Origin of the sequence: Zoogloea sp., assembly GCF_030157465.1 — a bacterium.
Classification (GTDB): Bacteria; Pseudomonadota; Gammaproteobacteria; order Burkholderiales; family Rhodocyclaceae; genus Zoogloea.
Genome location: NZ_JAOAUU010000133.1, coordinates 1 through 13,574, shown reverse-complemented (window position 1 = coordinate 13,574; position 13,574 = coordinate 1). Strand labels below are relative to the sequence as shown.

Annotated in this window: 12 protein-coding genes; all 12 read left to right on the top strand. The window is 66.2% G+C overall.

What is annotated here, in order from left to right; translation table 11 throughout:
* The first annotated feature begins 2 nt into the window (after positions 1-2).
* Positions 3-1,244, top strand: coding sequence for an FAD-dependent oxidoreductase (locus tag Q1W26_RS15860; RefSeq protein ID WP_300442238.1), 1,242 nt, complete (start codon positions 3-5; stop codon positions 1,242-1,244).
* A gap of 25 nt (positions 1,245-1,269) precedes the next feature.
* Positions 1,270-1,527, top strand: a complete 258-nt coding sequence (locus Q1W26_RS15855) for a sarcosine oxidase subunit delta (RefSeq protein WP_300442236.1) — start codon at positions 1,270-1,272, stop codon at positions 1,525-1,527.
* The gene (locus Q1W26_RS15850) at positions 1,524-4,436 is read left to right on the top strand and encodes a 2Fe-2S iron-sulfur cluster-binding protein (RefSeq protein ID WP_300442234.1); all 2,913 of its coding nucleotides are present in this window, start codon (positions 1,524-1,526) and stop codon (positions 4,434-4,436) included. Before Q1W26_RS15855 ends, Q1W26_RS15850 begins: the two co-directional genes overlap by 4 nt.
* Positions 4,433-5,032 carry a hypothetical protein gene (locus Q1W26_RS15845; RefSeq protein WP_300442232.1) on the top strand — a complete coding sequence of 200 codons (600 nt, stop codon included), beginning with the start codon at positions 4,433-4,435 and terminating at the stop codon, positions 5,030-5,032. Before Q1W26_RS15850 ends, Q1W26_RS15845 begins: the two co-directional genes overlap by 4 nt.
* 31 nt (positions 5,033-5,063) lie before the next feature.
* Complete coding sequence (gene glnT, locus Q1W26_RS15840; protein WP_300442230.1) at positions 5,064-6,392, top strand: type III glutamate--ammonia ligase; 1,329 nt, start codon at positions 5,064-5,066, stop codon at positions 6,390-6,392.
* A 105-nt stretch (positions 6,393-6,497) separates the two neighbouring features.
* Entirely contained in the window at positions 6,498-7,406 is a 909-nt protein-coding gene (locus Q1W26_RS15835) for a class II glutamine amidotransferase (protein WP_300442228.1), read from the top strand.
* A complete protein-coding gene (locus Q1W26_RS15830; protein WP_300442227.1) occupies positions 7,394-8,083 on the top strand; it encodes a protein glxC in 690 nt (229 codons plus the stop codon). The genes Q1W26_RS15835 and Q1W26_RS15830 overlap by 13 nt, the downstream gene beginning before the upstream one ends.
* 78 nt (positions 8,084-8,161) lie before the next feature.
* Positions 8,162-9,523, top strand: a complete 1,362-nt coding sequence (locus Q1W26_RS15825; RefSeq protein WP_300442225.1) for an FMN-binding glutamate synthase family protein — start codon at positions 8,162-8,164, stop codon at positions 9,521-9,523.
* Between the two features lie 196 nt (positions 9,524-9,719).
* Positions 9,720-10,625 (top strand): bifunctional methylenetetrahydrofolate dehydrogenase/methenyltetrahydrofolate cyclohydrolase FolD, encoded by a 906-nt coding sequence (gene folD, locus Q1W26_RS15820; RefSeq protein ID WP_300442223.1) that lies wholly within the window; start codon positions 9,720-9,722, stop codon positions 10,623-10,625.
* 1 nt (position 10,626) lies between these two features.
* A complete protein-coding gene (gene folB, locus Q1W26_RS15815) occupies positions 10,627-11,022 on the top strand; it encodes a dihydroneopterin aldolase (RefSeq protein WP_300442221.1) in 396 nt (131 codons plus the stop codon).
* Between the two features lie 415 nt (positions 11,023-11,437).
* Entirely contained in the window at positions 11,438-12,592 is a 1,155-nt protein-coding gene (locus tag Q1W26_RS15810; protein ID WP_300442220.1) for an alcohol dehydrogenase catalytic domain-containing protein, read from the top strand.
* Positions 12,593-12,609: 17 nt separating this feature from the next.
* Positions 12,610-13,152, top strand: a complete 543-nt coding sequence (locus Q1W26_RS15805; protein WP_300442218.1) for a cupin domain-containing protein — start codon at positions 12,610-12,612, stop codon at positions 13,150-13,152.
* The last annotated feature ends 422 nt before the right edge of the window (positions 13,153-13,574 follow it).

The window sequence follows — 13,574 nt, the reverse complement described above, 5'->3', positions numbered from 1 at the left end:
ACATGCCCTGGCGACTGCTGCGCTTCGCGCTCAACAAGAAGCATCCGGAACCCCGGATGTTCACCCATCACGAAAAGCTCAAATCGAGCTACGACGTGGTGATCATCGGTGCTGGCGGGCACGGCCTGGCCGCCGCCTACTACCTGGCCCGCGACCACGGCATCACCAATGTGTGCGTGCTCGAAAAGGGTTACATCGGCGGTGGCAACACCGGCCGCAACACCACCATCATCCGCTCCAACTACCTGACCCCCGAGGGCGTCAAGTTCTATGACGAGTCGGTGAAGCTGTGGCAGGACTTGTCCACCGAGTTCGATCTCAACCTGTTCTACGCCAACCGTGGCCACTTCACCCTGGCCCACACGGATTCGGCCCTGCGCACCATGCGCTGGCGCGCCGAGGTGAACAAGCACTACGGCATCAATTCGGAAGTGGTCGGGCCGGAAGTGGTGAAGGAAGCCGCGCCGATGATCGACCTGTCCTGCGCCGGTCACTCCCCGATCCTCGGCGCCCTCTACCACGCGCCCGGCTCGGTGGCCCGCCACGATGCGGTGGCCTGGGGCTACGGCCGCGGCGCCGACCAGCGTGGCGTGGAAATCCACCAGCAGACCGAAGTGCTCGGCATCGACGTGCAAGGCGGCAAGGTAAAGGGCGTCAAGACATCCCGCGGCTACATCGCCACCAACAAGGTGCTGTGCGCCGTAGCCGGCTCGACCCCGCGCATCCTCAAGATGGTGGACGTCAAGACGCCGCTCTACATCCACCCGCTGCAGGCCATGGTCAGCGAACCGGTCAAGCCCTGGCTCGACCCGATCCTGGTGTCCGGCAGCCTGCATGTCTATATCAGCCAGTCGGCCCGCGGCGAGCTGGTGATGGGCGCCTCGCTGGACCCGTATGAACTGCACGGCACCCGCTCGACGCTCGACTTCGTCGAAGGCCTCAGCACCCACATGCTGGAGATGTTCCCCTTCCTCTCCAAGGTGAAGGTGATGCGCCAGTGGGCCGGCATGGCAGACATGACCCCCGACTTCGCGCCAATCATGGGCATGACCCCGGTCGAAGGCTTCTACCTGGATTCCGGCTGGGGCACCTGGGGCTTCAAGGCCACCCCGGTGTGCGGCAAGACCATGTCCCACACGCTGGTCAATGACACGCCCCACCCGCTGATCACCGGCTTCTCCCTCGACCGCTTCCGCAATTTCGCCCTCACCGGCGAAAAGGGCGCGGCGAGTGTGGGTCACTGAGTCGGCCACTGAGAGGAAACCCGCCATGAAGATTTTGACCTGCCCCCTCAACGGCCCCCGCCCCGTCTCCGAATTCTTCTACTGGGGCGAAGTGCGCCCCATGCCCGACCCCGCCGCAGCCAGCGACGACGAATGGGCCGACTACGTCTTCAACCGCAACGGCGCCCCCGGCGTGAAGCGCGAATGGTGGTGCCACACCCCCAGCAACACCTGGTTCATCGCCGAGCGTGACACCGAGAAAGACCTCGTGCTCAAGACCTACTTTTACCCGGGAGAAGAATGATGCGATTGCCCGCCAGCAGCGGTGAGTGGATCGACCGCTCCAAACCCGTCGAATTCAGCTTTGAAGGCCGGACTTTCAAGGGCTACGCCGGCGACACCGTCAGCTCGGCCCTGTGGGGCGCCGACGTGCGCGTACTCGGCCGCAGCTTCAAGTACCACCGGCCGCGGGGCGTGCTGTCCCTGGCCAACCACGACACCAACGCCCTCCACCAGTGGGGCGACCAGCCCAACGTGCGCGCCGACGTGACGCCCCTGGTGGCCGGCATGACCCTCACCGCGGTGAACACCTTCGGAGGCCTGGCCGACGACAAGGGCCGTTTCCTCGGCAAGATGGCCCGCTTCCTGCCGGTCGGCTTCTACTACAAGGCCTTCCACACCAGGAAGCTGTTCCCGATGTGGGAACGCATGTTCCGCACCATGACCGGCCTCGGCAGCGTGGATCTCGCCAGCGCCCAGCACACCACGCCCAAGGCCTACGACTTTTGCGACGTGCTGGTGATCGGCGCCGGCCCCTCCGGGCTGTCCGCCGCGCTGGCCGCCGCCGCCCAGGGTGCCGACGTGGTGGTGGTCGATGAAAACGCCCACGCCGGCGGCAGCGCCACCTACCAGATCGGCAACGACACCAGCCGCCGCCGGCTCCTCGCCGAGCTGCTCGCCAAGGTCGCCGCCGATGCATGCATCCGCGTCGTCACCGCCACCTACGCCGCCGGTTACTACAAGGATCACTGGATTCCGCTGGTCAGCGCCGACCGGATGCTCAAGATGCGCGCCGGCAGCGTGGTGGTCGCCAGCGGCGCCTTCGAGCAGCCCGCCGTGTTCCGCAACAACGACCTGCCCGGCATCATGCTGGCCTCCGCCGCCCAGCGCCTGATGTACCGCTACGGCGTCAAGCCGGTGAGCAAGGCCGTGGTGCTGGTGGCCAATGCCGACGGCTACCGCGCCGCCCTCGACCTGCTGGCCCAGGGTGTCAGCGTGGCCGCCGTGGTGGACCTGCGCCCCGCCGCCGGCAGCGCCGAGCCGCAAGCCAAGTTGTTGCGCCAGGCCGGCATCGAGATCCTGCCCGGCAGCTGCATCGTCGAGGCCCTGCCCGGTGCCGACGGCCTGTGCGCCGGAGCCCGCATCGCCACACTGCAGGCCGACGGCAGCCCGTCCGCCCAGATCCGCGACATCGCCTGCGACGGCATCCTGCTGAGCGTCGGCTGGGCGCCGGCCGCCAACCTGCTGTATCAGGCCGGCACCCGCATGCGCTTCGACCGGGCGGTGGAACAGTTCGTCCCCGAGGCGCTGCCCGACGGCGTGTTCGCCTGCGGCCGGGTCAACGGCGTGCATGAACTGGAACGTCGCCTTGCCGACGGCACCCGCGCCGGCAGCCACGCCGCCGCCTCGGTCGGCTTCGGCCGCGCCAGCGGCGCCGCCCTGCCGCCGGAAGCCGAGTGCCCCAGCCACCCGTGGCCCATCGTCGATCACCCGGACGGCAAGAACTTCGTCGATTTCGACGAAGACCTGCAGTTCAAGGATTTTCGCAACGCCGTCCAGGAGGGCTTCGACAACATCGAGCTGCTCAAGCGCTTCTCCACCAACGGCATGGGCCCCAGCCAGGGCAAGCACTCCAACATGAACGGGCTGCGCATCCTGGCCCGCCTGACCGGCAAGGAACCCCAGCAGGTCGGCACCACCACCGCGCGGCCCTTCTACCACCCGGTACCGATGGCCATCCTGGCCGGCCGCGGCTTCAACCCCGAGCGCCGCACCCCGCTCGCCAGCCGCCACGACGCCCTCGGCGCCCGCTGGATGCCGGCCGGTGCCTGGCAGCGCCCCGAGTTCTACCAGGTCGCCGGCAAGGAACGCCTGGCCTGCATCCGCGAAGAAGTCGCCGCCGTGCGCAAGGGCGTTGGCCTGATCGACGTGGGCACCCTCGGCAAACTGGAGGTGATCGGCCCCCAGGCGGCGGAATTCCTCGAGCGGGTCTATACGTCCAACTACGCCAACCTCAAAGTCGGCATGACCCGCTACGCGGTGATGTGCGACGAGTCCGGCGTGGTCATCGACGACGGCGTGGTGGCCCGGCTGGCTGAAGACCACTTCTACTTCACCACCACCACCTCCGGGGCGGCCACCGTGTATCGCGAGCTGTCGCGCCTCAACACCCTGTGGCGGCTCGACTGCGGCATCGTCAATCACACCGGCGCCTTCGCCGCGATGAACCTGGCCGGGCCGAAATCCCGCGAAGTGCTGGCGACGCTCACCGGGCTCGATCTGTCGGCCGCTGCCTTCCCCTACCTGGCGCTGCGCGAGGGCGAGGTCGCAGTGAGTGGTGGAAAAATCCCGGCCCGCCTGATGCGCGTCGGCTTCGTCGGCGAATGGGGCTACGAGATCCACGTACCCGCCAGCATGGGCGGCGCCCTGTGGGATGCGCTGATGACGGCCGGCAAGGCCCACGCCATCCGCCCCTTCGGCGTCGAAGCCCAGCGCCTGCTGCGCCTCGAAAAAGGCCACATCATCATCGGCCAGGACACCGACGGCCTCACCACGCCGCTGGAAGTGGGCATGGGCTGGGCCGTGAAGATGACCAAGCCCTTCTTCATCGGTCAGCGCAGCCTCGCCGCCATCGCCAAGAAGCCGCACAAGCAGCAACTGGCCGGCATCACCTTCCCGGTGGGCTACAGCGGCGCGGTGCCCCTCGAATGCAACCTGGTCATCGACGGCGGCGACATCGCCGGCCGGGTTACCAGCATCGCCTTCAGCCCCAGCCTCGAGCGCTACATCGGCCTGGCCTTCCTGCGCCCCGACCTGGCCGCCATCGGCACCACGGTCAGCATCCGCCTCACCGACGGCGCGATGGTGCAGGCCGAAGTCAGCGCAACCCCGTTCTACGACCCGGACAACCTCAAGCAGAAGGAGGCCGCATGATTTCCGCTCTCGCCGTGAGCCCGGTGGCCGAAATCGCCACCCTGCTCGCCCCCGCCGACCAGCCTGCCGCCGTGGCCCGCCTCGGCCTGGCCGATGTGTCCCTCACCGCCCGCCACGGCTGCAAGGGCCCCGGCACCGTCGCCTGGCTGCAGGGCCTGGGCCTGCCGATCCCGCCCCAGCCGAATAGCTGGCTGCCGCTGGATGGCGGCGGGCGGATCGCCCGGCTCGGCTTCACCGAGTTCCTGATCGAAGGCCCGGACGCGCTGATCGCCCCGCTGGTCAGCGCCCCACGGGCGGCCGGCGTGTATCCGGTGCTGCGTCAGGACGCCGCCCTGATCCTCGGCGGAGCCCGCCTCGACGAGCTGCTGCGCCAGACCTGCAACGTCAACTTCCGGCCCCTCGAGCTGGCCGCCCGGCCGGTCGTTCTCACCTCGATGGTCGGGGTCGGCGTCACGGTCATCCCGGAGCTTCGCAACGGCCAGCCGGCGGTACGTATCTGGTGCGACGGCACCTACGGACATTACCTGTGGGAAACCCTGCTCGGCATCGCCGTCGAGCTGGGCGGCGGCGCGGTCGCCCCCCACAGCTTCAACTGAATCCCCCCAACCCACCTTCAGGAGAGCGGCAATGACGCCCACAGAAGCCAAGCAGTTTCTTGCGGACAACGACGTCAAGTACGTCCTGGCCCAGTTCGTCGACATCCACGGCACGGCCAAGACCAAGGCCGTTCCCGCAGCCCATTTCGAGAGCATCCTCACCACCGGCGCCGGCTTTGCGGGCTTCGCGGTGTCGGGCCTCGGCATCGAGCCCAACGGCCCCGACTACATGGCCATCGGCGATCTGGACACCCTGACCCTGGTGCCCTGGCAACCCGGCTACGCCCGTATCGCCTGCGACGGCCACGTCAAGGGCGAACCCTGGCCGCTGGACACCCGCGTGGTGCTGAAAAACCAGATCAAGCGCCTCAACGCGAAGGGCTACACCTTCTTCACCGGGCTGGAGCCGGAGTTCTCCCTGCTCAAGAAGGACGCCAACGGCCAGATCATCCCCACCGATCCGACCGACACGCTGCCCAAGCCCTGCTACGACTACAAGGGCCTGTCGCGCAACCGCGAGTTTCTCGAAACGCTCACCGACAGCCTGCGGGCGGTGGATGTGGACGTCTATCAGATCGACCACGAGGACGCCAACGGCCAGTTCGAGATCAACTACACCTTCGCCGACTGCCTGACCTCCGCCGACCACTATCTGCTGTTCAAGATGGCCGCCTCGGAGATCGCCAACGATCTGGGCATGATCTGCTCCTTCATGCCCAAGCCCTTCGCCAACCGGCCGGGCAACGGCATGCACATCCACATGTCCATCGGCGACGGCAAGACCAACCTGTTCTCCGACAAGAGCGACCGGCACGGGCTCGAACTGTCGAAGCTGGCCTACCAGTTCCTCGCCGGCATCCTGGCCCACGCCCCGGCGCTGGCCGCCATCTGCGCCCCGACGGTCAACAGCTACAAGCGCCTCGTCGTCGGCCGCTCCATGACCGGCGCCACCTGGGCCCCGGCCTACATCAGCTACGGCGACAACAACCGCTCGTCGATGGTGCGCATCCCCCACGGCCGGCTCGAACTGCGCCTGCCCGACGGCGCCTGCAACCCCTACCTGGCCACCGCCGCGGTAATCGCCGCCGGCCTCGACGGCATCGAGCGCAACCTCGACCCGGGCGATCCGCAAAACCAGAACCTCTATGCCCTGAGCCCCGAAGAACTGAAGGCCGCCGGCATCGAGATCCTGCCCCAGAACCTCCACGAAGCCCTCCTCGCGCTGGAGAAGGACACCGTGCTGTGCAAGGCCCTGGGCCCCGTCGCCGGCGAGTTCCTGCGCCTCAAGCACATGGAATGGGTCGAGTACATGCGCCACGTGTCGGACTGGGAAATCAAGAACTACCTGGAATTTTTCTGACCCCCTGTAAGGGTGACTCTGTAGGGGCGACTTCAGTCGCCCATCCGAACCTTGATCAACCTCCGTGGGCGACTGAAGTCGCCCCTACATGAAGGAGAAACAAGCATGTGTGGAATCGTTGGACTGCTGGTGAAGACACCGGCCCTGCGGGAACAACTCGGCGCGCTGATGGTGCCCATGCTCATCGGCATGACCGAGCGCGGCCCCGACTCCGCCGGCCTGGCGGTGTTCGGCACGCCGCTGGCCGAAAACGAACGCAAGATCAGCCTCTACTCCGGCCTCACGGATGACGGCGCCGACTTCAACTGGCTCGGCCTCACCCACGAACTGAAAGGCCACCTGGGCGTCACCGCCGCCGTGGAGCCCAAGGGCAACCACGCCATCCTGAGCTTCGACATCGCCCCCACGGTGGTCAAGCGCTGGATCAAGGAACACCACCCCAAGCTGCACATCCTGTCCACCGGGCGCAGCATCGACCTCTACAAGGACATCGGCACCCCGGCTTCCGTTGCCGCCCGCTACGGCTTCGACAAGCTGACCGGCTCGCACCTGGTCGGCCACACCCGGATGGCCACCGAATCCGCCGTGACGCCCGACCGCGCCCACCCCTTCACCGCCGGCGAGGATTTTTGCCTGGTGCATAACGGCTCGCTCTCCAACCCCAACGGCATCCGCCGCATGCTGGAACCGCGGGGCATCACCTTCGAGACCGACAACGACACCGAGGCCGCCTGCCGCTTCCTGGAATGGCGCCTGCGTGAAGGCGACGACCTGGAAACCGCGCTGCAGAAGGGCTTCGAGGAACTCGACGGCTTCTTCACCTTCCTGATGGGCACGCCGGACAAGCTGGCCCTGATCCGCGACCCCTTCGCCTGCAAGCCGGCGGTGGTGGCCGAGACCGACGACTACGTGGCCATCGCCTCCGAGTTCCGGTCCCTGGCCCACCTGCCCGGCATCAAGCACGCCAACGTTTTTGAACCTGCCCCCGAGGAGATGTACGTATGGAACGCCTGACCTTCGACCTGGCCGCACAGCCCCTGCGGGAGCTCAATACCTTCCTGCACACGGGTGCCAAGGAAGGCAAAGTCGGCCACGTAAGCGTCCTCAACCCGGACGGTGCCCACAACATTGCCGTCGGCCTGGATTGCCCCATCGAAGTGGAAGTGGTCGGCCATGCCGGCTACTACGCCGGCGGCATGAACAAGACGGCCACCGTCACCATCACCGGCAGCGCCGGCACCGGCGTGGCCGAAAACATGATGAGCGGCAAGGTGCACGTCAAGGGCTTCGCCAGCAACGGCGCCGGCGCCTCGGCCCACGGCGGCCTGCTGGTCATCGAGGGCGACGCCGGCCTGCGCTGCGGCATCTCGCTCAAGGGCGGCAACATCGTCGTCGGCGGCTCGGTGGGCAGCTTCTCCGCCTTCATGGCCCAGGCCGGCCGCATGGTGATCTGCGGCAACGCCGGCGACGCGCTGGGCGACTCGCTCTACGAAGCGGTGCTGTACGTGAAGGGCAGCGTCAAATCCCTCGGCGCCGACGCCCAGTACGAACCGATGACGGACGAAGACATCGCCGCCGTCGCCAGCCTGCTCGACCAGGCCGGCCTCGACCACGACCCCAAGGCCTTCCGGCGCATCGCCTCCAAGCGCTCCCTGTACCACTGGAACGCCGACGCGAACCAGGAATATTGATCAGGCCAGGCGGGCCGCAAGCCGCGGCCTGCCCCACCGGCAGACGGACTTAGCCGACGAATTTTGAGGAGTTCCACCATGGAAACCAAACCCGTGCAGTTCAAGAATCTCTCCCGCGAGGAATCCTACGGCTACGACCGCAAGACCCTCGACTACATCCGCAACGCGGCCGCCCACGGCCTGTACGAAATCCGCGGCATGGGCGCCAAGCGCAAGCTGCCCAACTTCGACGACCTGGTCTTCCTCGGCGCGTCCATGTCCCGCTACCCCCTCGAGGGCTACCGGGAGAAGTGCATCACCAAGACGCTCCTCGGCACCCGCTTCGCCAAGAAGCCGATCGAGCTGGACATCCCGATCACCGTCGCCGGCATGAGCTTCGGCGCCCTCTCCGCCAACGTGAAGGAAGCCCTGGGCCTGGCCGCCACCGAGATGGGCACCTCCACCACCACCGGCGACGGTGGCATGACGCCGGAAGAGCGCCGCTCCTCCAAGATCCTGGTGTACCAGTGCCTGCCGTCCCGCTACGGCTTCAACCCGGACGACGTTCGCAAGGCCGATGCCATCGAGGTGGTGATCGGCCAGGGCGCCAAACCGGGCGGCGGCGGCATGCTGCTGGGCCAGAAGGTGAACCCCCGCGTCGCCAAGATGCGCACCCTGCCGGAAGGCGTGGACCAGCGCTCCGCGTGCCGTCACCCGGACTGGACCGGCCCGGATGACCTGGCCATCAAGATCCAGGAACTGCGCGAAATCACCGACTGGGAGAAGCCCATCTACGTGAAGGTCGGCGCCACCCGCACCTTCAACGACGTGAAGCTGGCCGTGCATTCCGGCGCCGACGTGGTGGTGGTGGATGGCATGCAGGGGGGCACCGCCGCCACCCAGACCTGCTTCATCGAGCACGTGGGCATCCCGACCCTGGCCGCCGTGCGCCAGGCCGTCGATGCCCTGGAAGACCTGGACATGAAGGGCAAGGTCCAGCTCATCGTCTCCGGCGGCATCCGCACCGGCGCCGACGTGGCCAAGGCGCTGGCGATGGGCGCCGACGCGGTGGCCATCGGCCAGGGCGTGCTGGTGGCCCTGGGCTGCAACGGCGAGACCTACTTCCAGAACGGTGGTCACCACGACGCCATCGCCGACTACAACGCGCTCGGCACGTCGCCGGGCTTCTGCCACCACTGCCACACCGGCAAGTGCCCGGTGGGCATCACCACCCAGGACGCCATCCTGGAGCAGCGCCTGTCGCCGGCGGTCGGTGCCAAGCACCTCAAGAACTACCTCAAGACCCTGAACATGGAACTCACCACCATCGCCCGGGCCTGCGGCAAGCAGAACGTGCATCACCTGGAGCCGGAAGACCTGGTGGCCCTCACCATCGAAGCCGCCGCCATGGCCGGCGTGCCGCTGGCGGGTACCAACTGGATTCCGGGCCGGGGCTTCTGAGCAACCGGCGGGGCTGTTTGTCGGGTTACGCCCTTTGGGCTAACCCGACCTACGACCCATCCGCACTACGACCCCATCCGCACCCCATCGCGTAGGTCGGGTTAGCGCAGCGTAACCCGACACATCCCGCGCTGCGGCCGCCACGGGAAAAGCCGACCGACGTAACTCCATCCCCCATTTTTCCGGAGACTTCCCCGTGACCGCCCAGATCATCGACGGCAAGGCCCTTTCCAGACAGCTGCGCGAGGGCTTCAAGACCCGCGTCGCCGCACTCGTCGAACAGGGCGTCACCCCAGGCCTCGCCGTCATCCTCGTCGGCGACAACCCCGCTTCCCGCGTCTATGTCGGCAACAAGGTCAAGGCCTGCGAGGAGTGCGGCGTGCGCTCCTTCCACATCGCCCTGCCCGACGACACCCCGCAGGCCGAAGTCCTCGCCACCATCGCCCGACTCAACGCCGATCCGGCCGTCCACGGCATCCTGATCCAGCTCCCGCTGCCGCCTCACATCGACGGGCGCAGCGTGCTCGAGGCCATTTCGGTGCACAAGGACGTCGATGGCTTTCACCTCTACAACGTCGGCGGGCTGGTCGTCGGCAACACCATCTTTCCGCCTTGCACGCCCTACGGCGTGCAACTGCTGCTCGACACCACGGGCACCGAGGTGGCCGGCAAGAACGTCGTCGTCGTCGGCGCCAGCAACATCGTCGGCAAGCCCATGGCCCTGATGCTGCTGCAGCGCGAGGCCACCGTCACCATCTGCCACGCCAGAACACGCGATCTGGCCCAGCACACCATCCTCGCCGACATCCTCATCGTCGCCGCCGGCCGACCCGGGCTGATCGTGCCCCAGATGGTCAAGCACGGCGCCATCGTCATCGACGTGGGCATCAACCGCCTCCCGGACGGCAAAATCGTCGGCGACGTGGACTTCAACGGCGTCAAGGAAAAGGCCAGCTGGATCACCCCCGTCCCCGGCGGCGTCGGACCGATGACCGTCACCATGCTCATCGAAAACACCCTCCGATCCGCCGAGCGCGCGCTCCGACTGCGCCACGCCGACGACTACCAGGAATGGGAAGCCCCCATCCTCAAGGGAGCCTGACATGGAACACGACTGCCTCATCCGTCTCGAAGGCCTCAGCCTCGACGCCTCCATCGGCATCTACCCCCACGAACTCGCCGCCCGCCAGCCACTGGAGATCGACCTGCAGCTCGCAATCGACGGCACCCTCGCGGCCCGCAGCGACGACATCCGCCACACCGTGGATTACGACCAGATCGTCCAATGCCTCGAAGCCCTTCTCGCCACCCGTCACTTCCACCTGCTCGAACATCTGAGCCAGGCCATGCTCGACACGCTGGCCAGACGCTTTCCGGTCAAGCGGGCGGAAGTGACCATCGCAAAACCCCTGGCGGTGCCCAAGGCACGACGGGTCTCGGTAACCCGAACCGGCACATGGCGGACGGAGACGGTCAAGGCGATCACGGCGGCCCTGTAGGGTCTAGCGTTACAAACAACTCGCCCCGCATGAATTGAATTGCCCGCATCCGGGCCAAGGCTGGGCCAGAAACAAAAATGGGTTAGATCCACCGATCTAACCCATTGTTTTTTTTGGCGCGCCCGACACGCATCGAACCTGTGATGCCTTCGGAGGGCCCGGAAACAGCTGCGCATGTGCAGCGATTTCCATCCGTCACGCAGCCCCCACCCTTGCATTTGTGCGCCAGCGGGACAAGCCGAGCGGGGATTGGAGCGTCGAATGCTTACCCCCGAAATAGTATTTCCAGGGCATTTCCCACGGCTCGGTTTGCCCAGTTATCGGGAGATTCGGATCCGCCTTTGCCCAGCCTCTCAGATGTTCAATCGGACTCGCGGCGAGGCGGCTCTGCCCCGACGCAACTCAGCCTGACGATATGAGCCGACGCCCGACCGTGGCCCGGCCAATGACAACCAGGAGACAATCAATGAATGCGATGAAAGCCGCTCGTCTGCACGAAATCGGCGGGAAATTCCAGATCGACGACCTGCCCGTTCCCGTGCCGGGAAAAGGCGATGTGCTGGTGCGCGTCGAAACCTGCGGGATCATTCCCAATCTCCGCAACGTGGTAACCCACTTTCCAAGCTGGTACCCCTTTTTGCCGCTGCCGGCGCTACCCGCCATCTTCGGGCTGGATGCCGCCGGGACGGTTGCGGCCGTTGGAGAAGGGGTCAGCGCCTTTAAACCCGGCGATCGGGTTTATGTGAACCCCGGCGTTGGCTGCGGCGAATGCCGTCACTGCAAACGCGGAGAGCCCACGCGTTGCGACAGCTATACCTTCATGGGTTACTTCGGGTTCGGGGAGAACTCCGAATCCATTTTCAGAAAGTATCCCTATGCGGGCTACGGGGAATACACCATCGCCCCCACGACGAATCTCGTCCGCCTTCCCCAGAGCATGCCCATCGCCCATGGCGCGCGCCTTGGCTATCTGGGGACGGCCTACTCCGCGATCCGCAAATCCGGCCTTCGCCCCGGGCAGGACATCCTGATTCTCGGTGCCACAGGGACTCTCGGCGTCGGGGCGGCAATCCTGGCGCTCGCTTTCGGCGCGGGACGCGTCGTCGTGGCCGGGCGTGATCCGCTCGCCCTGGCGCGCCTGGTGGCGCTCGACCCGTCGCGGGTCGTTCCGGTTTGCTGGGAAGACGGCAGCATCCAGGCACAGGTGCGAAAGCTCATCCCCGATGGAGTGGATGTGATGCTGGACACCCTTGGCGCAAAGGCCTCCGCCGATTATTCGGTGGATGCCATGAAGGCCGTGGCCCGTGGCGGCCGCATCGTGCAGATTGGCGGCGTGGCAGGCCCCATTCCCATCGACCCCCATCCCTTCATGTGCGCTCAGCTGCAATACATTGGCTCGCTCTGGTTCACGCCGGCCGAAGGCGATGAAATGGCCGCCATGATTGCCGCGGGAACCGCCGATTTAAGCATTCTCGAGCCCAGACCCTACAGGCTCGAAAATATCAACGAGGCGCTGCAGGACATCGAGGCGCACGGAAACGGCTTCACCAACTTCCATATCGCCTACTGACTTCGGGCCTGTTCACAATGAGCGCTAATCGTATTGTCACAGGACACGACGCGGCCGGCCTTGCCGAGCTGAAGCTGTTTGGCGTGCCGGCGGGTTCCGAACCCTTTACGCATACCCCGGGCTTCGCGGTTTCGCGTGTCTGGCATACCCGGCCAGATCCCGTGATCGAACCGACCCCACGGGATGAGGCCGCCACGCTGCGTTCCGTGCTGCCGGGGCTCGGCGAAACCACGGCCTTGATGGTGACGTTTCCACCGGACGCCCAGCTCGCCGGCGCCGGCATCGACCCGCAAAAGGCGGCCGAAGAGTTTTGCGCACGTGTGCCCGGCCTCGCTGAAAGCTTCGAGCTGGACGGCTCGGGCTACCACACGACCCAGACCATCGACTACGGTGTCGTCGTCGAGGGTGAAATGCTGCTCGATCTGGGAAATGGACGGGAGCAGCAGCTCAGCCAGGGAGACGTCGTCGTTCAGGTCGGCACCCGCCATGCGTGGCGTAATCGCAGCAATCGCCCGGCGCGCATGTTCTTTGTGCTGATCGGGGCACAGCGTCCGGCCTGATCCATCGGAAAAAAGGGGAAACAGATCGTTTCCCCTGACTCACACACCTCCTTTTTCAGGCAACGCCGTGTTGCCTGAATTTTTTGGCTCTGTTCGCGTTAAGTGTGTAATCACTCTTCCTGGCAGGCCCGCCGGGCTTGGAGAGTTTCACCTGTCGTGGGAAGCGCTTTCCACACGTTGCGCGAACCTTGGTGGTTGATTCCATTCGACCAGCGAACTGGTGAGGCCTTGCGGGACGGATTTCCCGTGTTTAGCGTCACATTGGCCGGGTCTCGCCCCGGCGGGCGACCTTCTTCTTTGTTGTACGACAAAGAAGAAGGCAAGAAAACGTACCCCGCTGCCGCGCCCCCTTCGGGGGTTCCCTCCCTCCGGCAATGCCGTGCGGGGTCTTCGCAAACTCGCCCTGCGGGCTCAAACATGCG